Source organism: Mesorhizobium sp. M3A.F.Ca.ET.175.01.1.1 (assembly GCF_004791945.1).
Classification (GTDB): domain Bacteria; phylum Pseudomonadota; class Alphaproteobacteria; order Rhizobiales; family Rhizobiaceae; genus Mesorhizobium.
Genome location: NZ_SRTP01000013.1, coordinates 101,334 through 121,490, shown reverse-complemented (window position 1 = coordinate 121,490; position 20,157 = coordinate 101,334). Strand labels below are relative to the sequence as shown.

Here is a 20,157-nt window from a genome sequence, read left to right as displayed (position 1 = left end):
ATAAAAAAAACTTAAAGTGCGTCGCCTTTCGAATCTGTTCAGCGCGACGCGCTTTAGTCGAACAGGCTCGACACCGATTCTTCGGTTGCCGTGCGCGAGATCGCCTCGCCCATCAGGTCGGCGATCGAGATGACGCGGATGTTGGGGGCGTCGAGCACGGCTTGGGTCGGCTGGATGGAGTCGGTGATCACCAGTTCCTGCAGCTTCGAGCCAGCAATGCGGGCGACCGCGCCGCCCGAGAGCACGCCATGGGTGATATAGGCGGTGACGCTGGTGGCGCCGTTGGCAAGCAGCGCGTCAGCGGCGTTGCAGAGCGTGCCGCCGGAATCGACGATGTCGTCGATCAGCAGGCAGTCCTTGCCCGCAACGGCGCCGATGATGTTCATGACCTCGGATTCGCCTGGGCGTTCGCGACGCTTGTCGACGATCGCCAATTGCGCATCGAAGCGCTTGGCCAGCGCGCGCGCCCTGACCACGCCGCCGATGTCGGGCGAGACGACGACGACATTGGCGAGCTGCTTGTATTTGGCCTTCACGTCTCGCGCCATGACCGGCACCGAGAACAGATTGTCGGTCGGGATGTCGAAGAAGCCCTGGATCTGGCCGGCGTGGAGATCGAGCGTCAGGACGCGGTCGACCCCGGCGCGCGTGATCATGTTGGCGACCAGCTTGGCCGAGATCGGCGTGCGGCCGGAGGCGCGGCGATCCTGCCTGGCATATCCAAAATAGGGAATGACAGCCGTGATGCGCCGGGCCGAAGAGCGCATGAAGGCGTCGATCATGATGAGCAGTTCCATCAGATGATCGTTGGTCGGATAAGAAGTCGACTGCAAGATGAAGACATCCTCGCCGCGGACATTCTCCTGGATCTCGACGAAGATCTCCTGATCGGCGAAGCGTCTGACGCTCGCTTTCCCCAGCGGGATGTTGAGATAGCGAGCGACCGCTTCGGCCAGCACCCTGTTGGAATTGCCCGCGAAAAGCTTCATGCACCGTTCCTGGTGAAGGATGGAGAGACCTGACAGACTCTCGTGAGCCTTTGATGCGGGCTTTTAGCGGCCCGCGCCGGTATTGCAAGCCTCGTAATTGGGAATCCTTCAGCCGGCTGCATCAAAGGCCGAGAGCATCGCAAGCCGGCAACAGGTCCGCGGGACCGGTTCGGCGCCCGGCAGAATCTCTGAACGCTCCGCCTCTCTGCTTTGATGCAGTTGCGAACGAAATGCCGTTGCGCACTTTCCTGGAACCGTTGCTCAGCCGGCGCCGCCGGTGCCAAGCCAAGCAGCGAACTGGTCGATCGTCTGGTCGGCGATGGCCTGCATGGTCGCGGGCGCGACCGCCGGCCAGCCTTCGCCACTGCCCGCCGAAGCCGACTTTTGCTGGCCATTGATGCGATGCAGCCGGTTGCCGGACGGGTCGTAGATGTCCCAGACATAGATGACCGTGGTGTCCTTGCCTTCGGTCATGGTGGAAAAATAGCCTTTCAGCACATGCGTTGCCGTCTGGTCGGTGCTGCCGACCAGCGTCACGCCACGCTGCTTGGCACGCGTCTGCAGTTCCGCCGTCAGCGGGGCTGCGGCCTCCACCGAGGCGCCGACGATCGGGGCAACCTGGAGCCGGGTCTTGGCCAGGGCGGCAGTCTGAGCCGGCGTGGCGGGTGCCGAAGCTGCCGGTGCCGGAGCCGGCGAGCTCGTCGTCGGCGATGTGGCGGCCGATGCGCCTTGGGCGGCGGGCACGGATTGGGCGGAGCTCGCCGGCGGTGTGATGGCGGACGGCTCCAGCACGTCCTTGGCATTGGTGCAAGCGGTAAGCGCCAGCGCCGCAAGCAATGACACGGTCGTCACCTGCGATCGTCTCATTTGCCTGAAAACTCCCTGCTGGCGAACGCCCCCGCGTGAGCCCATCATTATGGATTCACTGCACGATCAAGTCGAGATCATGGCGCGAGAGCGGCTTCGGCGCCGATTCCGTGGTGAGATAGGTGCGGCCGAGCGTCATCGCGGTCTCGGTTTCTGAGTCCATGATGATCATGTGAGCGAACAGCGTCATGTTGGGCGCGATCGGTTCGGGATTGCCCTGGTAGAACATCGGCATGTCCATCCAGGACGGGGTGAAGCGGGCGCCGACCGAATAGCCGCAGGCGTTCAGGCGGTGCTTGGTGAGATTGTGCGCCTCGAGCGTGCGGGCATGCGCGTCGAAGACGTCGCCGAAAGTGTTGCCGGGCGTCATCGCCTTCTCGACGGCGAGAATGGCGGCGCGGGCGGCATCGAACAGTTCCTGGTGGCGCTTCGAGGCTTTGCCGGTCAGCACCGTGCGCATCATAGGAGCGTGATAGTGGTGGAAGACGCCCGCCCACTCCAGCGTCAGCTGATCGTTCTTGTTCAGCTTGCGGCGTCCGGACTTGTAGCGGCAAAGCAGGGCATCGATGCCGGAGCCGATGATGAACTCGTTGGCCGGGTAGTCGCCGCCGCCGGCAAAGATCGCGCCTTGCATGGCGGCGAGGATCAGCGCTTCGTCGCCCCCCTGCTTGATCAGCGGCAAGGCGGCATCGAGGGCGTCGTCGGAAAGACCTGCCGCCTTCTCCGCCTTGGCGATTTCGGCCGGGCTCTTGAACAGTCGCAGCCGGCCCACGATGCCGGACGCATCGGCGATCTGCCCGAAGGTCTGCAACTGCTCGTCGAGGCGGCGGCCATTGTAAGCGGTGAGCCCGTGCGTATCATATTCGACGCCGATGCGGGCCCCCAGCAAATCGAGGTCGTTGAGCAGGTTGCGCAGGTCGATCGCCGGGTTTGCACCGTCTCGATCGGTCCACAGTGTGATGTTGTCGATGATCGAGGTCTGGCGCGCCTGCCTGAGATCGGCGGAGCGGGTGAGCAACACCATCGAGCCGTCAGCCTTCACCACCAGACACTGGAAGAAGCAGAAGCCGAACGTGTCGTAGCCGGTCAGCCAATACATGCTCTCCTGGGCGAACAGCAGCACGGCGTCGAGCTTCTTTTCGGCCATCTCGATCAGCAGGCGGTCGCGCCGCGCGTCGAATTCCGAACGTTCGAAATGCAGCGCCATTACTCTTTCTCCAAAACGATTGCCGATACCTGCCGCCCGTAATCCGCTTCCCCGCGGTGGGTGGTGCGCCGGTAAGAATAAAAAAGGTCTTCCTCCGCGTAAGTGCAGCGACCGAGCCCTTCAGCGATCACGCCGGCCTTGCGCAGCCGATCGACCGTATATCGGTTGAGATCGAACATCGAGCGGCCCGCATTGGCCGACGGCCTGAAATAGCTGTGGTTGGCGGCGTCGGCCTCAGCGAAGCGGGCGACGAATTCCGGTCCGACTTCATAGTTCTCGGGTCCGATAGAGGGGCCGAGAACAGCGACGATGCGGTCGCGGCGGGCGCCCAAGCCCTCCATCGCCGCAATGGTGTTTTCGAGCACGCCTGTGAAGGCGCCTTTCCATCCGGCGTGTGCTGCGCCGATGACGCGGGCCTCGGCATCGGCGAACAGCACCGGCCCGCAATCCGCGGTCGAGGCGCCGACCGCGATGCCGGGCCGATCGGTGACGACGGCGTCGGCCGTGGGGCGCGGGCCTGCGAAAGGCTCCCGGGCGATGACGGCGTCCGGGGAGTGGACCTGATGCGCAGTCAAGAGATGGTCGACCGAGACACCCATCCATTCGGCGACGCGGCGGCGGTTCTCCGCAACCAGCGCCTGGTCATCGTTCGACCCCATGCCGATGTTGAGGCCACGGTAGATGCCTCTTGAAACGCCGCCGATGCGGGTGAAGTAACCGTGGCGGATGCCTTTCGCCTTCACCTCGTCCAGATGAGGCGACCTTACTGGATCTGGTTTCGTCTGATTCAGCATGGATGGGTTTGTTGTCTCTGGCGGCCATTTCGTCAAGGCGAAGTTCCGGCAAGTGGCCGGACCAGCCTGTATGGGTTTGGGGCCGATGTCAGCCGGCCTCCACCGCCGGGAGGATCGTCAGGACCTTGAAAAGCTTGCCCATGGCGTCGGGGCCGGCGAGGCGTTCGACGGCATCGGAGATGGTCTGCCGGGTCTTGCTGTCCGCACCGGCGCCGAGCGCGCCGGCACGCTCGAGCAGGCCCATGCCGAGCAGGAAGTCACCCTGCGTCGCCAACTGTGCCGCGAGGCCGTGTGTTTGCGCGGTGGCGGCAAGGGCGGCAAAATCGACGTGGGCGGTGAGGTCGGCCTCGCCCGGATTGGCCAGCACATCTTCGTGATCGTGTCTGCGCAAGGCCTGCAAGGTGTCGCCGACACCCGGTCGCAAATAGCCATAGTCGATGAACAGCCCGGCGCCGCTCTGGACCGCGATCCGTTCGGCAATCGCCGACATAAGCGCCGCGCGGGCAGGGGCAATCTCGACGATAGATCCTTCCGGCGCATCAACAGCGTCGTCGGGCAGCAGCGACGGGTCGACCGAGCCGGCACCGGCGAAGAAATGCAACCGGTCGGCGTCATCGAGGCCCACCAGGCGTTCGCGCCAGCCTGCTCCAGTGCGAACGAACTGGCGGATCGACACGGCGTCGAACAGCTCGTTGCCGACGATGATCAGCGGCTGCCGGGGCAGCGCGTCCACGGATTCATGCCAGGCGAGCTTCACCGGCTGGCCGGCAAGGGTCGCCTGCTGGATCTTGGTCAGGCGCGGGCTGGTCTCGACCATGGCAAAGGAGGCGTCGCCGGCGAAAGCCGGATCGAGGCGCAGCAAGGTGCGCAGCATGTCCTTCATCAGCGTGCCGCGCCCCGGCCCGATCTCGGCCACGGTGACAGGCAGCGGCCGGCCGATGCGTTGCCAGGACTGGTAAAGCCAGACGGCGACGAGTTCGCCGAACATCTGGCTGATCTCCGGCGCGGTGATGAAGTCACCGGCGGCGCCGAACGGCTCGCGCGTCGTGTAGTAGCCATGCTCGGGATCGAACAGGCAGAGCGCCATGTATTCGCTGACCGGGATCGGCCCCACCGCGCCGATCAGGTCGACGATGCGGTCCTTCAGCCGGGTCATGCCGCCTGCGGCTGCGTCACCGGCTTTGCGGTTGCCATGGCCCAGATACCGGCGAGCACCATCGGCGTGGAGAGGATCATGCCCATGGTCAGCCAGTTGGTGCCGAGCAGATAGCCGAGCTGCTGATCCGGCTCGCGGAAGAACTCGACGAAGATGCGCGACAGGCCGTAGCCGCAGATGAAAGCGCCGCCGACAAAGCGCGGCGTCTTCAGCTTGAGCCGCGAATGGGTGAGGAAACGCAGCACCAGAAACAATATGAGGCCCTCCAGCAATGCCTCGTAGATCTGGCTCGGATGACGAGTGAACGGGCCGCCATTGGGAAATTCGATCGCCCAGGGCACGTCCGTCGGCCGGCCCCAGAGCTCGGAATTGACGAAATTGGCGAGGCGTACGAGGCCGAGGCCAACCGGCACCCCGGCCGAGACGACGTCGAACAGCGTCCAGGTGTGAATGCCGCGCCTGAGCGAAAACAGCGTCATGGCGAGGATCACGCCGAGCAACCCACCGTGAAAAGACATGCCGCCCTGCCAGACCGCGAAGATGTCGAGCGGATGCGCGATGTAGCGCGGCAAGTCGTAGAAGAGCACATAGCCGGTGCGCCCGCCGAGCACCACGCCGATCGCAGCCCAGACGATGAAGTCGTCAAGATCTTCCGCCTTCATCGGCAGCTTGCCATCCGGCCAAAGCCGCGGATTGGTGACAAGCCGCTTGGCGTACCACCAGGCAAACAGGATGCCGACGATGTAGCCGACGCCATACCAATGCACCGCCAGCGGTCCGACATGGACGATCACCGGATCGATGTTTGGGAAGGGCAGGGAGGCCAGCGGCAGCAGGAAGTATTCGCTCAAACTGGTCTCCCGGTGGGTGATCGATCGGCGCGGACCATGCGGCAGGCTTTTGGCGGGGTCAAGGCAGGCTTCGCTTGCATTCGGCGCCGCTCGCCACTACGTCAAACTCAGCAAGCGAGGATCTGCCATGTCGAACGGACCGAACCGCATTCTCGATGAATTCGCCAAGCTGATGACCGATGCCGCGGGCGCCGCCCAGGGCGTGCGGCGCGAGGTGGAGACGGCCTTCCGGGGCCAGGCGGAGCGCATCCTCAACTCAATGGATGTGGTGCAGCGCGAGGAGTTCGAGGCCGCGCGCGAGATGGCCGTCAAGGCCAGGGAAGACAACATCCTGCTTGCGGCGCGCATCGAGGCGCTGGAGGCAAAGCTCGCCGAATTGACGGGACAGGCCGCACCTACGGCGGCGGCGAAGCCCAAAACGAAAAAATAATCGTAAACTTTTCCACAAAGCGCGATCCGAAAAATCGCTTTGCCGTGAATCGCTTACCGGCATTGCATGAATCTTTGTGACAGCGCCTTTCCACATGCGAATGACGCAGTGCGAAAAATTGGGCTGTTCACGCGACTCCCGATCAATAGACTGAATTTGTTGCATGATTCGAAGCTGGGTCATGCGCCGGGCGGTGGGGTCCGGTTGGGGTCTGTGAAAGCCCCGGCCGTCCGAGTTCTGGACAGGATTGTTCGTCGTGTGTGCCCCGCGGAGCGTGTGGCGCTCCCCTGAACACAGGAAGCATTCATGGAACTCCTCGAACTCGAATTCTCCCGCGAAATCCACCCGGTGGATGTGATCGAGCAGGTGGCGCACAACAACGACTGGGCTTTCGAGCGCGCCGGCGACGACGAGATCTCGATTTCGGTGGCAGGCAGCTGGACCGATTATCACGTCTCCTTCTCGTGGATGGAGGATTTTGAGGCGCTGCATCTGGCCTGCGCCTTCGACATCAAGGTGCCGGAGATGCGCACGCTCGAAGTGATGCGGCTCCTGTCGCTGATCAACGAGCAGATGCTGTTCGGCCATTTCGACCTCTGGGAGCAGGAAGGCGCCATCATGTTCCGGCAGTCGCTGCTGCTGGCCGGCGGGGTCGAGCCGTCGAGCCAGCAGGTCGAGGTGTTGCTGTCGTCGGCGCTCGAAGCCTGCGAATGCTATTTCCAGGCCTTCCAGTTCGTCGTCTGGTCCGGCACGTCGGCCAAGGACGCGCTGTCCAGCGTGCTGTTCGAAACGCATGGAACTGCCTGAACGCCGCCGGGATTTGCAATGAGTTCAAGTGGCGCGCGCAAGCCCGAGATCAGCTTTGCCGATTTCGACCGTGTCGATATCCGCGCCGGCACGATCATCGAAGCCGAGCCTTTCCCCGAGGCGCGCAAGCCGGCATTCAAGCTGAAGATCGACTTCGGCCCGGTGATCGGCGTGAAGAAATCTTCGGCGCAGATCACCAAATACTATGCGCCGGAGACACTGATCGGCCGGCAGGTCTTTGCCGTGGTCAACTTCCCGCCGCGCCAGATAGGCCCTTTCATGTCCGAAGTGCTGACGCTGGGCTTTCCCGACGAGGAGGGCGCCGTGGTGCTCGGCGCCATCGAGCGCAGGGTGCCGGACGGCGGGCGGCTGTTTTAGGATGCATTGATATTGAGGTGAGGGCGGCTTGCGAACGGCAGTCTCCTGCGCTTCCGGTGCTCACATATCCAAAGACGACGCTCCGCTCCGGTTCTCGGAGCCCACCATTCTCAGCTCGGCCTGACCTGAATCTCAACGCATCCTATACGCCAAGGCGTTCACGCCGCGAGCTTGCGCGTCTTTCCCAGCGCTTCCTCGACGACGTCGAGAAACATTTCGGCGCAGGCCTTCCAGCTGTAGCGCAGAGCGCGCTGGCGCGCCTCGGCGCGGTCGACCTGGAGCGCCTTGAGCGCGGCCTCGCCTAGGTCCTCGGACACGGCCCCGCCGATGCCGTCGCCGACGATGTCGATCGGACCGGTCACCGGGTAGGCGGCCACCGGCGTGCCGCTGGCTAAAGCCTCGATGATGACGTTGCCGAACGTGTCGGTGCGGCTCGGAAAGACGAACACGTCGGCCGATGCGTAAATTTCCGCCAGTTCGTCGTTCGGGCGATGGCCGAGAAAATGCGCGTTCGGATAGCGTGCCTTGAGCTTCGCCAATTCCGGTCCCTCGCCGACCACCACCTTGCTGCCGGGCAGGTCGAGGTCGAGGAAGGCGCTCAGGTTCTTCTCGATCGCGACGCGACCGACGCAAAGGAAGACCGGACGGGGAAAGCTCGTCTGCTTGTGCTTTTCCGGCCGGAAATGCTCGGTGTCGACGCCGCGCGTCCAAGGCCTCAGCTTGTCGAAGCCGCGCGCGGCCAGATCGTCCGCCAGCGACCGCGTGGCGACAAGCGTGCCGTGTCCGGAATTGTGGAAGTCGCGCAGCCAGTTGTAGGTCCAACGCTCCGGCACCGGCAGGCGGGCGCTGAGATATTCGGGGAAGCGCGTGTGATAGCTGGTGGTGAAGGGGCGGCCGGCCCTGCGGCAATAACGGCGCGCCATGATGCCGAGCGGACCTTCGGTAACGATGTGGATATGGTCGGCCTTGCGCGCATCGATCAGCTGCGCCACGCGGCTTGGCGTGGTAAGCGCCAGGCGGATGTCCGGATAGGTCGGCAGCGGCAAGGTGCGGAAAGTGTTCGGCGTCAGGAAGTCGACCTGGACGTCGAAAGTTTTCAGTGTCTCGGTCAGCCGTTCCAGCGTGTGCACGACGCCATTGACCTGCGGCCGCCAGGCGTCGGTGACCATCAGGATGCGCATGGCTGCCCTTCGCTGGAAAGATTTTTAGCCCAGCCCTTGTGATGGCGGAGCGGCGACCAGGCAGCAGCTTGCGCTTCGCTCCAGCGCACCCGGGCGGGCACGGGATCGAAGCCTGGCGGCAGGGCCGAATCGATCTGGGTCGCGCGCTTCATGCGCGCTCTTGACCATGGTTTCATGACGGGCGGATGACTCCCGTCCTTGCCCCGACTTACGCGGGCACCTTGATCACGGCGCGCAAGCCGCCGAGCGGGCTGTCTTCGAGGCTGATGTCGCCGCCATGGCTGCGGGCGATGTCGCGGGCAATCGACAGGCCGAGGCCGGTGCCGCTGGCATCGAGGTTGCGCGCCTCGTCGAGCCTGAGGAACGGCTTGAACACCTCCTCGCGCTTTTCGGGCGCAATGCCCGGACCGTCGTCGTCGATGGTGACCGTCAGCGAGCCGCGACCGTGATTGGCATCGACTTCGACGGTCTTGGCGTAGCGGAAGGCGTTGCCGATCACATTCGAGAGCAGCCGGGCAAAGGCGTTGGGCCGCACATGCACGGTCGGATCGCCGACAAGCGTTGTCGACAGCTTGCATCTGCGCAGCAAAGCTTCTTCCCCGAGCTTCTGGAAATAGGCTTGCAGGTCGAAGCGGCCGGCGTCTTCCGTAGCCTCACCGCGGGCGAAGGCGAGATAGCCCTCCAGCATCGACTGCATGTCGTCGATGTCCTGGTTGAGCGCGGCCTTGGTTTCGGCCTTGCCGCCGGCCAGCGCCAGCTGCAGCTTGAAGCGGGTGAGGATGGTCCTGAGGTCGTGGCTGACGCCAGTGAGCATCGCCGTGCGCTGCTCGATCTGGCGCTCGATGCGCTCGCGCATCTGGATGAAGGCAAAGCCGGCACGGCGCACCTCCTCGGCGCCGCGCGGACGAAAATCGCGCGGCATCGGCCGCCCTTTGCCGAAGCTCTCGGCAGCCTCGGCGAGCGTGAGGATCGGCCGGATCTGATTGCGCAGGAAGGGAATGGCGATCATCAGCAGCACCAGCGAGGTGCCGACCATCCAGATCAGGAAGATATGGGTATTCGAGGCGTAGGCCTGGCTGCGGCGCACGAAGACGCGCAGGACTTTGCCTTCCAACTGCACGCGGACTTCGACGATGTTAGAATTGCCGACCGTGTCGATCCAGAAGGGTCGGTTGATCTGCCTAGTGATCTCCGACGACAGGGCCTCGTCGAGGATCGAGAAGAACGGTTTTGGGCCGGGCGGCGGCAGCGGATCGGGCGGCAGCAGATCCACTTTCAGCTGCATGCGATCCTGAGCGATGCGGATGATGTTGGCGTAGTCGGCGTCGTGCGGATAGGTCTCCATCATGTCGATGATGGCGGCGATGTCACGCACGGTCGCCTGCGACAGGCGCTGGGTGACCGTCTGCCAATGGCGTTCCATGAAGACGAAGGCGACCACCGACTGCAACAGGATCATCGGGGCGATGACGATGATCAGCGAGCGAGCATAGAGCCGCTTCGGCATGTAGAGCGCGACCAGGCGCCAGAACCGGTTCCAGGCGCGCGGCATCGCTCTTAGCGTGCGCATCGCGAGTTCGCCGTGGCCGCCGCCTTCGGGCTGTTCCAGTTGCGTGGTCGCCATTCGCCCTTCCGCTCGTCGATGGCCGTTCACCAAAGGCCGTCGATGAGCATGTTATTCCACGCTGAGCCGATACCCAATACCGCGCACGGTCTGCAGCCAGACCGGGTTGGACGGATCGCGCTCGATCTTGCGGCGCAGCCGGTTGATCTGGACATCGATCGTGCGCTCGCCGACGTCCGATTCGTCGCCGACGAGTTCGTGGCGCGGTATGGTCTCCCCGGCGCGCGCCGCGAAGATGGCCAGGATCTCCTGTTCGCGGTCGGTCAGCTTCAGCGCCTCGCCGCCGCGCTTCAACTCGCGCTTGGCGATCTGGAATGTATAGGGGCCAAACACCAGCTGCTCGACCTTGGGCGTCGCCGTCGGGCCGCCGCGGCGCAGTATGTTGTTGATGCGCAGGATCAATTCGCGCGGATCGAAAGGTTTCGGCAGATAGTCGTCGGCGCCGGCCTCTAGCCCGGTGATGCGGCTGTCGGTCTCCGAGAGCGCCGTCAGCATCAGGATCGGCACGTTCTTCTCGGCCCGCAACGCCTTGGTGAGGTCGACGCCGGTCTCGCCGGGCATCATCACGTCCAGCACGAGCAGGTCGAAATCGAGCCCTGCGAGCTTGCGCCGGGCCTCGCTGGAATTGCCGGCGACGGTGACGCGAAAGCCATTCTCTGACAGATACTGCTTGAGCAGGTTGCGGATGCGGGTATCGTCGTCGACCACCAGCAGATGCGGCGCATCATCGTCGGGCGCCGCCGGATGATCTACCTTCTCACTGGTCTCCATGGTTTTTCCCCGATGTCTGCGCAGGCACAATGTCGATCTGCGCTCTTAGTTCCGGATTGACCATCGCCTCCAGAAATCTTTCGATCGAAGCGCGTTCGGCGGCACCGGAATCCTCCAATGCAGCACGGATGCGGCGCGACTGTGGCCGGGCGAGCGCTAGCGCCAGGGCGCGGCCCTTGGCGGTGGGGTAGAGCTCGCGCTGGCGGCGGTCGCGCGGACCCTGCAGCTGGACGATATGGTCGGTGTCGATCAACTGCTTCAGCACCCGCGCCAGGCTCTGCTTGGTGATCTTCAGCACGTCCAGCAACTCGGCAACCGTGAGGCCGGGCCTGCGGTTGACGAAATGCAGCACGCGGTGATGGGCGCGGCCGAAGCCGTAATCGGCCAGGATCTGGTCGGGATCGGAAGTGAAATCGCGGTAGGCGAAGAAGAACAGCTCGATGATGGCGAAGTCGATACCGTCCTCGTCGGTGACCGCCGTCCTGATCGGTTTTCCGGCTGCGGGGTTTCGATCCGTCATCTCTTCTCCATGCGAAACGGAAATTATGTCAGCACTGTTGACGTAATTTCCCGGTAATGGTAATTTTTGACAAGCTTTTCGGCGGATTGCGATCGAAAAGGCAAGCGGAAGTCGTTTTTCTGGAACTTCCTGAGTTTGCCATGCTTTGATTATCCGCCTACGCTTGCGGGCACCGGCTGACGTTCCAGACGCCGTCGCGCGGCTGACACGAAACGCTGAACGACACAATGATATGCGGGCCGCGCCCGCGGGAGGTTCCCATGGCATCCGTTCCCTTCGATCAACTGGACGGCTTTATCTGGATGAACGGCGAGTTCGTCAAATGGACCGACGCCAAGATCCACGTGCTGACCCATGGCCTGCATTATGCCAGCGCCGTCTTCGAGGGCGAGCGCGCCTATGGCGGCCAGATCTTCAAGCTGACCGAGCACAATGAGCGGCTGCACGAGTCGGCGCGCCTGCTCGGCTTCAAGATTCCCTATTCGGTGGCCGAGATCGACGAGGCCTGCCGCACGCTTCTGAAGAAGCAGGGTTTCCAGGACGCCTATGTGCGCCCGATCGCCTGGCGCGGCAGCGAGCAGATGGGCGTCTCGGCGCAGAACAACCGCATCAACTGCGCCATCGCCATCTGGCAGTGGCCGAGCTATTTCGATCCGGCGCAGAAGCTCAAGGGCATCCGTCTCGACATCGCCGAATGGCGCCGGCCCGATCCGCGCACCGCGCCCTCCAAGTCGAAGGCCGCCGGCCTCTACATGATCTGCACCCTGTCCAAGCATGCGGCGGAAGCCAAGGGCTATGCCGACGCCATGATGCTCGACTGGCGCGGCCAGGTCGCGGAAGCGACGGGCGCCAACATCTTCTTCGTCAAGGACGGCAAGATACACACGCCGACGCCCGACTGCTTCCTTGACGGCATCACCCGCCGCACGGTGATCGGGCTTGCCAAGGACCGGGGTGTGGAAGTGATCGAACGCGCGATCATGCCGGACGAACTCGAGGGTTTTGAGCAGTGCTTCCTCACCGGCACTGCTGCCGAAGTCACTCCGGTCTCCGAAATCGGCCCATACCGATTCGAGGTCGGCGAGATCGCCAAGACATTGATGAACGACTATTCCGCTGCCGTGCAACCAAAGCACGCGATCGCCGCAGAATAGAAACAGTCGCAGGTTCTGACGCAACGGGGCGGTTTTCGAGCCGCCCCTGTTTGTTTTCACTAGAGAATTCCAGGAATGGTGCGTAGCGGTTTCCGTCCGGAATTGTGCAAAAACAAACACTTAGAGCGGCTCAGCGATTCTGTGCAGAGCTGAGGCGCTCCAGCCAGACTTGGAAAGGAAAGCCATGGGTCAGCTCAACGCCGGCATAGTGCCGGTCACGCCCTTCCAGCAGAATTGCACCATCCTGTTCGACATGGACGACAAGGCCGGCGTCGTCGTCGATCCCGGCGGCGATGTCGACAAGATACTGGCGGTGCTCAAGGACAATGCCATCACCGCCGGGGCGATCTGGATCACACATGGCCATATCGATCACGCCGGCGGCGCGATGGACCTGAAGGATGCGCTCGGCCTCGACATCATCGGACCGCACGAGGCCGACCGGCCGCTGCTTGCCAATCTCGAAAACCAGGCCAGGCGCTTCGGCCTTACCGACCCGGTGCGCAACTGCGTGCCGGACCGTTTCCTCAGCGAAGGCGACATGGTGTCGTTCGGCGAGCATGTGTTCGAGGTGCTGCACTGCCCGGGCCATGCGCCCGGCCATGTCGTCTATTACAACCGCGTGGCTAGGTTCGCCCATGTCGGCGACGTGCTGTTCAGCGGCTCGATCGGCCGCACCGATCTGCCGGGCGGCGATCACGCCGCGCTGATCGCCTCGATCAAGGACAAGCTGCTGCCGCTCGGCGACGATATCGGCTTCATCTGCGGCCACGGGCCGGGCGGCCGCTTCGGTGAGGAGCGACGGACCAATCCGTTTCTCATCTGATCTGCGTAACCGGCAAAGAAAAGCGCCGCTCAATGGCGGCGCCTTTGCTGGGGCAGGGAACTTAAATGTTTAGTTGGCGACGCAGAAATGCTGCTCGCCGTCATTGCCGGTAAAGGTACCGGTGCGCGAATTGAAGGTGCGGTAACGGTCCGAGCAATACTCGTACCAGGCACGGGTCCACGGTTCGGCATAGCGGTCGGCATAGACCACGCGCGGCGCATAGTAGCGGCGGACCGGCGGGTCGACATAATAGCCATCATCATAGGCTGGATCATAATATCTCGGCCCGGGATTGCTGAGCGCGCTGCCGATCAAGGCGCCTGCCGCCAGGCCGACGACGCCGGCCGCGAGCGCATCACCATGGTGGTGACGATGCCAACGCCAGTCATCCGCATTGGCCGCGGAGAAGGTGGCCAAGGTGGTTGCGGCAATGCCCGCGGTCAAAATGGCGGTCTTGAGAATTCGGTTCATTTTCGGTCTCCTTCGCGCCGGCCCGGGTATGTTCGGGGATGCGGACCGGCTTTAGCAAAGATTAATAGAAGACCGTGGCTGAACGGAGGCTGAACGGAATTCGGCTGGACAACTTCGCGGCTTGGGCAAAATCTTACCCGGGCGAGAGCGTACCCGCCTCATCAACCTCCGTCCGATCTGTCCTGAGCCGGGTTAGCTGATCGACAGATTGACGGCCTTCGGACCCTTGCCGCGCTTGTCCGGCTCGGTGTCGAATGTCACTTTCTGCCCATCCTCAAGACCGGGAAGACCCGACGCCTGCACAGCCGAAATGTGGACGAAGACATCCTTCGCGCCATCATCCGGCGTGATGAAGCCGAAGCCTTTGGCATGGTTGAAGAATTTGACGGTGCCGGTCTGCGGCATGGGAAACTCCTTTGATCCCATCAAGTCAGTCTCGGGCCGGCAAATGCCCGAGAGGAAATTTGTCCTTTATTTTAGCGCTATCGGCAAGAGAAAGTTTTCGCTCCCTCGGGCGGGATTTTGCGGCCGCGAAAAAGGCGCGACGGAACCGCCGCGCCTTCGAAATTCAGCCCGGCACTGAAGCCGGTTCACGATCGTGCCGGGCCCTTGATCGCGGGCCGGCGGACAATCAGGCAGCGCGCAGATTGACCGCCTTCGGGCCCTTGCCCATGCGGTCCGGCTCGACGTCGAAGGTGACCTTCTGGCCATCGACGAGGGTGCGCAAACCCGAAGCCTCGATCGCCGAGATGTGGACGAACACGTCCTTGGCGCCGCCGTCGGGCGTGATGAAGCCGAAGCCTTTGGTGGCGTTGAAGAACTTTACGGTGCCGGTCTGGGCCATTGGGGAAACTCCTTCACCCGTATCAGTGTTGTGGTCTGCCCGCTGCCTTGCGCCTTGGGCAAGTCCTGGTGGTTGCTTCGGCAGTCATGCATTTGCGCATGGTCAAACCCCCCGCCGAAATACGGGGCCGTCAGAGATTCACACTATCGGGGAAAGGTCGTCCAAAACGTGCCGCTCTCCGGGTCGCAAATGCCCGAACACGAAATTTATTACACGGAAACGTGATAGTGGCAAGACAACCTTCGCGGGCGGCCCCCGGCACGCCTGACGCTGCCTCTCGAATAGACCTCATATCTGGGGTCAGCGCACGCTCAAGCATAGGTCAGTATAGCCCTCCTGGCGCTTTGATTTTCCGCGGCGCCAAACGTGCAAACTGGAGTTGCAACCGATGTCGGAACGACGAGGATCGGCGTGCCGTGCAGGCTCATACGTCAGGCCAGTCTTGAATCTCCGGCCCGCATGGCTTAGTTCGGCGGGCGGACAAACACGGCAGGTTTCCCATTAACAGAGATCAGAGAAGAGCGGCGGGCGCGAGTGGCAAAGCCGGTTCGGCAAGCCCGCTCGATCCTTATGCGCAGAGAGCGCTGCAACTGCATCAGGCCGGGCGCCGGCAGGAAGCCGAGTCGCTTTACCGGCAGGTGCTGGGACAGAAGCCGGACCACGCCGCAGCGCTGCACTTCCTCGGATTGCTGCTGCATCAGACCGGCCGAAGCGAGGAGGGGCTCGACCTCATAGAGCAGTCGGTGACGCTGCAGCCCAGGAATGCGGACTTCCTCAACAATATGGGGACCGTCATGCGCGACCTCGGTCGTGTCGCTGCCGCCGTCGATTTCTTCCGCGGCGCGGTGGACATCCGTCCGGACCAGCTTGCCGCGCGCGACAATCTCGGCTCGTCGCTGAAACAACTCGGCCAGTTCGAGGCGGCCGAGGAGATCTATCGCGGCACCATCGGCCGCAACCCGTTCCATGTCCGCGCCCGTATCGGCCTTGCGGAAACACTGCAGGAAGCCGGGCGGCTGGACGACGCGATCGCCCTGTTCCGCGAGTCGCTGTCGATCCGGCCCAAGGATGCGGAACTGCTCTACGGGCTTGGCGTGGCCATGATGGAGAAGGGCAAGCTCTCCGAGGCTGCCGATCTTGCCCGCCAGGCGGTGGCGATCGCTCCCGCGATGGCGAAGGCCTGGCTTTTGCTGACGCAAGTCAAGCGCCAGACGGAGCGCGATGGCGAGCTTGCCGGCATGGAGGCCCAGCATAGCAAGGCGCCGCAGGACAGCCTCGCGCGCATGCAGCTCTCCTTCGGCCTCGGTAAGGCCAATGACGATCTGAAGGACTACGGCCGCGCCTTCGACTATTTCGCCGAGGGCAACGCCATTCGCCGCAAGGGCATCGACTACGATCCGGCCAGGACGCGCGATGAGTTCGAGGCGATGAAGGCGGTGTTCGACAAGGCCTTCTTCGACAAGCACCGGCCGAGCGACATCTCCGACGACGCGCCGATTTTCGTGGTCGGCATGCCGCGTTCCGGCACGACGCTGGTCGAGCAGATCATCGCCAGCCATCCGCAGGTGTTTGGCGCCGGCGAGCTCAGCATCCTGAAGACGGTCGTCGGCAAGCAGTTCCCGATGAGCATGCCGGGCGGCTTTCCGTCGGGAATCGCCGACATGCCGGACACGGCTTTTGCCGAAGCCGGGCAGGCCTATCTCGACATGCTGCACACCCGCTATCCGGGCTTCCGTCATGTCACCGACAAGATGCCGGGCAACTTCCTGCTGGTCGGCTTCCTGCATATGATGCTGCCGAAGGCGAAGATCGTGCATTGCGCGCGCGACGCGGCGGCCACGTGTCTCTCGATCTTCAAGGTGCATTTCCGCGGCGACAGCCATCGTTATGGCTACGATCTCGCCGAGCTTGCCGACTTCCACAACCTCTACACCGACATCATGGCGCATTGGCACAAGGTGCTGTCCGGTGTCGTGCACGATGTGCGCTATGAGGATTTCGTCGCCGACCAGGAAGCGCAGACGCGGGCGCTGATGGCCCATCTCGGCCTGCCCTGGGACGACAAGGTGCTGTCGTTCCACGAGACCGACCGTGCGGTGCGAACGGCATCGGCGGCGCAGGTGCGCCAGCCGATGTATCAGGGCTCCGTCGACCTGTGGAAGCGCTACGGCGACCGGCTGAAGCCGCTGCTGGACAGGCTGAGCTAGTCACTCGTCGCCGTTCGGCCGACGCCTCTCGGCTTCGACGAGCATCTCGGCCAATCGCAAAGGATTGTGATCTGCCGACGCTGGCGTTGTCTCGCGCCTACAGCTCGATGAACGGCTGAAAGCCGCCGAAGATCATGCGCTTGCCGTCGAAGGGCATCGTCGCCCAGTCCGCCTTCAAGCGCTCGTCGGCCATCACCTTGGCCATCACAGCGTCGCGGTTCTGCCTGGATGCATAGACGACCCAGGCGAAGATAACGATCTCATCCTCCTTGGCCTGCACGGCGCGCGGAAACGAGGTGAGTTCGCCGTAGGGCACGTCGTCGCCGGTGCATTCGACATAGGCGAGCGCGCCGTGTTCCTTCCAGACGGCGCCGGCCTTTTCAGCCATCTTCTTGTATTGCTCGAGATTTGCCTTTGGCACGGCAAGCACGAAGCCATCGACATAGGACATTGGGGTTCCTTTCTTAGCGACCAACCTTCTCAGGTTCTTGAGAGAAGGCGATGCGAGGTCGAACGAGGATTGCAAGATGCGCCGCTACCTCTCACACGGATTGCCAGCCGAATTGCGAAGGGCTATTCAGGGCGATCCGGCCTCTCAAACTGGGCAGAGGCAGACAAGCCGAGTTTACTTCACCGGCGCATTCATCGCCCAGGCGACGCCGAAGGGGTCCTTCACCTGGCCCCAACGGTCGCCCCAGAACATCACCTGGAGCGGCGTGACGACTTCGCAGCCGGCGTCGACCGCGCGCTTCCACCAGGCGTCGATGTCGTCGCTGCCGAGATGGAGCTGCAGCGTGTAGCCCTGCGCCGCCTGATGCGGATGGCCGTGCTCGGGATAGGCGTCGCCCAGCATCAGCGTCGAGCCGTTGACGTGGAGATGGATATGCATGGTGCGGCCTTGTTCGTCCGGCGGATAGGCAAACACCTCCTCCGCGCCGAAGGCCTTCTTGTAGAATTCGGCGGCCTTGATGGCGCCGTCGACCTGCAAATAGGGGGTCAATCCGCCAAGCACTTTCGCCCGGGGTGGGGTCTGGTCAGTCATCTGCGGGGTCCTCTTCTCGGTTGATTGGCGTTGCGACCATAGGACGGACGAGGCGACACCTATCCTACACGGTCGCGAGGAATTTTTAGAAGGCCTGCGCTGGATGAGCCGGGCAACAACGGTTCGTTAGACCGAAAGGCGCAAAACGAACTTGCATCGGCAGGCTCCAATAAGAGCGCAATTGTCGCGCCGCGAGGGCTGGAGAAGTGGCTAGGCCCGCCGGAGTGCCGGCCGCTCGCTCAACTGGGCGTTTCAGCTACGGAGCGGAAGAACGCCTCCGGGCTGTCGATTTCCATCAGCCGCCGTTTGTCAATCAGCCAGAAGCGGTTGCCGACGGCGCGGATAAAGGAACGGTCGTGAGAGGCGAGCAGACAGCTTGCCTGATGCTTCAGCAATTCTTGTTCCAGCGCTTCCTGGCCGTCGATGTCGAGGTGGTTGGTCGGCTCGTCGAGCAGGTAGAAGTTTGGGTCGGTGAGCCTGAGCGCCAGCATCATCAGCCGCGCCTTCTGCCCTCCAGATAGCGCGCCGATCTTGCGCTCCTGCATCTCGACGGCGACTCCGGCGCCGGCAAGAAGCGAACGGGCGCGTTGCTCGCCGACGTCGAAGGTTCGCGAAAGCATTGCCAGCGGCGTGTCGGCGTCGCCGATGCTCGACAGTGCCTGGTCGCTGTAACCGAGCACCGTCGATGGCGTCACTTTGATGTTCTGCACTGCTCCGGGCTCGACGATGGCGTTGCGGATCATGGCGATGAAGCGCGATTTGCCGACGCCGTTGCGGCCGAGCAGCACGATGCGGTCGTCCTGGCAGATGTGGCGTTTGCCCGTCCTGAACAACAGCGTGCCGTCAGGCATTTCTACCGCCGCATCGTCGAGTGTGATAAGCACTTTGGCGTGGGTGCCGCGGTTCGCCAATCTGATCGCGCCGGCCGAGCGCTCGCGATGTGCCGGGGTGGCTGCATCTTCCAGCTTCTCGGCGCGTTCCTTGAGCTGTTTTGTCTTCACTGTCAGCAGGTCGCTGCCGGAATTGATACCTATGTTGTTGAGCTTGGCGGCCTGGCGACGCAATTGCCGGGCGATCTTCATGTCGCGCTTGAACCTGCGCGCCGTCGAGGCGTCGAGCTCGTCGAGCGCATGTTTGGCGCGAGAATAGGGCAGGGGGAACACCGGCGATTGTTCCGGGCGCAGGAACAGTGTGCGCTTGGTGGTGGCGTCGAGGAAGGCGCGATCGTGGCTGGCGACGATCACCGGCACCTCGCGCGGCAAAGCGTTGAGCCAGCCTTCCAGCTGACTGATCCTGGCAAGGTCGAGATGATTGGTCGGCTCGTCGAGCAAGAGCACGTCCGGATCGGTGACCCAGGCGCGGGCGATCAGCGCCAGCCGCTGCCAACCGCCGCTCAAGGCCCGCATCGGCCGGCCGCGCATTTCCTCGGGCACGCCGAGTGAATCCAGCACCACGTCGACGCGCCAGAGTTCGCTGTCGGGCTGCTCCGGCGGCAAGGCACCGGCGACGACCTGATGGAAGCTGCGGTCGAACAGCGCGCCGGGCACGGACTGCTCAACGCGGCCGACGCGCAGGCCTCTCGACCTGGTGATGTCGCCGGCGGTGGCTTCGACCTCGCCGGCCAGACATTTCAGCAGGGTGGTCTTGCCACGGCCATTGGCGGCGACGATGCCGAGCCGGTCGCCGGAGCCGATGGTGAGGTCGAGGTTGGAAAAGAGCGGCGCACTCATAGTGACGCCGAGCGATCTAAGGCTGATCAGGGCCATGTCGATTTCTCTGGTCTGCCCGGAGAAACTCCGGTTGATGCACTTTGACGGTGTGCCGGCAGGCCATCAGGCCAAACTCGGCGGCACCACGAAGGGCAGACCAAAAATCGAAGCGGGGAAAATCCCGGACCGTCCTGGTCAGCCCTGCAAGCAAGCTCGCAGGGCACAGACAGGGCCGCGCTGACGGTGGTGATCGATAGACACGCAGCCCTCCTTTCCAGACGTTCGAGTTAGGAGGTTGGGTATACCGGGAAGGGGCGAATGGCAAGGGC

Annotated in this window: 23 protein-coding genes; 6 read left to right on the top strand and 17 right to left on the bottom strand. The window is 63.4% G+C overall.

Annotated features, from left to right (window positions below):
* Positions 1-53 precede the first annotated feature (53 nt).
* The 6 genes from EN818_RS24810 to lgt all read right to left on the bottom strand — a co-directional run bounded on the left by EN818_RS24810 (position 54) and on the right by lgt (position 5,864).
* Complete coding sequence (locus tag EN818_RS24810) at positions 54-989, bottom strand: ribose-phosphate pyrophosphokinase (RefSeq protein WP_095806976.1); 936 nt, start codon at positions 987-989, stop codon at positions 54-56.
* 261 nt (positions 990-1,250) lie between these two features.
* Positions 1,251-1,856 carry a hypothetical protein gene (locus EN818_RS24805; protein WP_095806975.1) on the bottom strand — a complete coding sequence of 202 codons (606 nt, stop codon included), beginning with the start codon at positions 1,854-1,856 and terminating at the stop codon, positions 1,251-1,253.
* A gap of 55 nt (positions 1,857-1,911) precedes the next feature.
* Positions 1,912-3,063 carry a Xaa-Pro peptidase family protein gene (locus EN818_RS24800; RefSeq protein ID WP_095806974.1) on the bottom strand — a complete coding sequence of 384 codons (1,152 nt, stop codon included), beginning with the start codon at positions 3,061-3,063 and terminating at the stop codon, positions 1,912-1,914.
* The gene (pgeF, locus tag EN818_RS24795) at positions 3,063-3,857 is read right to left on the bottom strand and encodes a peptidoglycan editing factor PgeF (protein WP_095806973.1); all 795 of its coding nucleotides are present in this window, start codon (positions 3,855-3,857) and stop codon (positions 3,063-3,065) included. The genes EN818_RS24800 and pgeF overlap by 1 nt, the downstream gene beginning before the upstream one ends.
* An 88-nt stretch (positions 3,858-3,945) precedes the next feature.
* The gene (locus tag EN818_RS24790) at positions 3,946-5,013 is read right to left on the bottom strand and encodes a class I SAM-dependent methyltransferase (protein ID WP_095806972.1); all 1,068 of its coding nucleotides are present in this window, start codon (positions 5,011-5,013) and stop codon (positions 3,946-3,948) included.
* Complete coding sequence (gene lgt, locus EN818_RS24785; RefSeq protein ID WP_095806971.1) at positions 5,010-5,864, bottom strand: prolipoprotein diacylglyceryl transferase; 855 nt, start codon at positions 5,862-5,864, stop codon at positions 5,010-5,012. Before lgt ends, EN818_RS24790 begins: the two co-directional genes overlap by 4 nt.
* A 127-nt stretch (positions 5,865-5,991) precedes the next feature.
* On the opposite strand from lgt, the gene EN818_RS24780 reads away from it, so the two are divergent.
* The 3 genes from EN818_RS24780 (at position 5,992) to EN818_RS24770 (ending at position 7,479) form a co-directional block, all read left to right on the top strand.
* A complete protein-coding gene (locus EN818_RS24780; protein ID WP_095806970.1) occupies positions 5,992-6,294 on the top strand; it encodes an accessory factor UbiK family protein in 303 nt (100 codons plus the stop codon).
* Between the two features lie 306 nt (positions 6,295-6,600).
* Positions 6,601-7,101, top strand: coding sequence for a YbjN domain-containing protein (locus tag EN818_RS24775; protein ID WP_095806969.1), 501 nt, complete (start codon positions 6,601-6,603; stop codon positions 7,099-7,101).
* A gap of 18 nt (positions 7,102-7,119) precedes the next feature.
* Positions 7,120-7,479, top strand: a complete 360-nt coding sequence (locus EN818_RS24770; RefSeq protein ID WP_095806968.1) for a tRNA-binding protein — start codon at positions 7,120-7,122, stop codon at positions 7,477-7,479.
* Positions 7,480-7,637: 158 nt separating this feature from the next.
* Here the strand turns inward: EN818_RS24770 and EN818_RS24765 are convergent, their stop codons facing one another.
* The 5 genes from EN818_RS24765 to EN818_RS24750 are packed head-to-tail and all read right to left on the bottom strand — an operon-like array spanning position 7,638 to position 11,575.
* The gene (locus EN818_RS24765; RefSeq protein ID WP_095806967.1) at positions 7,638-8,660 is read right to left on the bottom strand and encodes a glycosyltransferase family 1 protein; all 1,023 of its coding nucleotides are present in this window, start codon (positions 8,658-8,660) and stop codon (positions 7,638-7,640) included.
* A complete protein-coding gene (locus tag EN818_RS32825; RefSeq protein WP_165350003.1) occupies positions 8,648-8,812 on the bottom strand; it encodes a hypothetical protein in 165 nt (54 codons plus the stop codon). Before EN818_RS32825 ends, EN818_RS24765 begins: the two co-directional genes overlap by 13 nt.
* Positions 8,813-8,868: 56 nt before the next feature.
* A complete protein-coding gene (locus EN818_RS24760; RefSeq protein WP_095806966.1) occupies positions 8,869-10,284 on the bottom strand; it encodes an ATP-binding protein in 1,416 nt (471 codons plus the stop codon).
* Positions 10,285-10,335: 51 nt separating this feature from the next.
* Positions 10,336-11,055 (bottom strand): response regulator transcription factor, encoded by a 720-nt coding sequence (locus EN818_RS24755; RefSeq protein WP_095806965.1) that lies wholly within the window; start codon positions 11,053-11,055, stop codon positions 10,336-10,338.
* Positions 11,042-11,575 carry a MarR family transcriptional regulator gene (locus EN818_RS24750; RefSeq protein ID WP_095806964.1) on the bottom strand — a complete coding sequence of 178 codons (534 nt, stop codon included), beginning with the start codon at positions 11,573-11,575 and terminating at the stop codon, positions 11,042-11,044. The genes EN818_RS24755 and EN818_RS24750 overlap by 14 nt, the downstream gene beginning before the upstream one ends.
* Before the next feature lie 260 nt (positions 11,576-11,835).
* Between EN818_RS24750 and EN818_RS24745 the strand changes: the two genes are divergently transcribed.
* Both EN818_RS24745 and EN818_RS24740 read left to right on the top strand, forming a co-directional pair.
* A complete protein-coding gene (locus EN818_RS24745; RefSeq protein WP_095806963.1) occupies positions 11,836-12,729 on the top strand; it encodes a branched-chain amino acid aminotransferase in 894 nt (297 codons plus the stop codon).
* 184 nt (positions 12,730-12,913) lie between these two features.
* The gene (locus EN818_RS24740) at positions 12,914-13,555 is read left to right on the top strand and encodes an MBL fold metallo-hydrolase (protein ID WP_095806962.1); all 642 of its coding nucleotides are present in this window, start codon (positions 12,914-12,916) and stop codon (positions 13,553-13,555) included.
* A gap of 69 nt (positions 13,556-13,624) precedes the next feature.
* On the opposite strand, the gene EN818_RS24735 is transcribed toward EN818_RS24740, so the two are convergent.
* From EN818_RS24735 to EN818_RS24725, 3 genes are all read right to left on the bottom strand, one after another.
* Positions 13,625-14,026 carry a BA14K family protein gene (locus EN818_RS24735; protein ID WP_095806961.1) on the bottom strand — a complete coding sequence of 134 codons (402 nt, stop codon included), beginning with the start codon at positions 14,024-14,026 and terminating at the stop codon, positions 13,625-13,627.
* 192 nt (positions 14,027-14,218) lie between these two features.
* A complete protein-coding gene (locus tag EN818_RS24730; protein WP_095807042.1) occupies positions 14,219-14,431 on the bottom strand; it encodes a cold-shock protein in 213 nt (70 codons plus the stop codon).
* A gap of 226 nt (positions 14,432-14,657) precedes the next feature.
* Positions 14,658-14,870 (bottom strand): cold-shock protein, encoded by a 213-nt coding sequence (locus EN818_RS24725; protein WP_006202520.1) that lies wholly within the window; start codon positions 14,868-14,870, stop codon positions 14,658-14,660.
* Between the two features lie 584 nt (positions 14,871-15,454).
* On the opposite strand from EN818_RS24725, the gene EN818_RS24720 reads away from it, so the two are divergent.
* A complete protein-coding gene (locus EN818_RS24720; protein WP_095806960.1) occupies positions 15,455-17,077 on the top strand; it encodes a tetratricopeptide repeat-containing sulfotransferase family protein in 1,623 nt (540 codons plus the stop codon).
* Positions 17,078-17,174: 97 nt separating this feature from the next.
* Here the strand turns inward: EN818_RS24720 and EN818_RS24715 are convergent, their stop codons facing one another.
* The 3 genes from EN818_RS24715 to EN818_RS24705 all read right to left on the bottom strand — a co-directional run bounded on the left by EN818_RS24715 (position 17,175) and on the right by EN818_RS24705 (position 19,885).
* Positions 17,175-17,528 (bottom strand): DUF1428 family protein, encoded by a 354-nt coding sequence (locus tag EN818_RS24715; protein ID WP_095806959.1) that lies wholly within the window; start codon positions 17,526-17,528, stop codon positions 17,175-17,177.
* Between the two features lie 174 nt (positions 17,529-17,702).
* The gene (locus EN818_RS24710; RefSeq protein WP_095806958.1) at positions 17,703-18,119 is read right to left on the bottom strand and encodes a glyoxalase/bleomycin resistance/extradiol dioxygenase family protein; all 417 of its coding nucleotides are present in this window, start codon (positions 18,117-18,119) and stop codon (positions 17,703-17,705) included.
* Between the two features lie 239 nt (positions 18,120-18,358).
* Positions 18,359-19,885: an ABC-F family ATP-binding cassette domain-containing protein gene (locus EN818_RS24705; RefSeq protein WP_095806957.1), complete on the bottom strand. Its 1,527-nt coding sequence runs from the start codon at positions 19,883-19,885 to the stop codon at positions 18,359-18,361.
* Positions 19,886-20,157 lie beyond the last annotated feature (272 nt).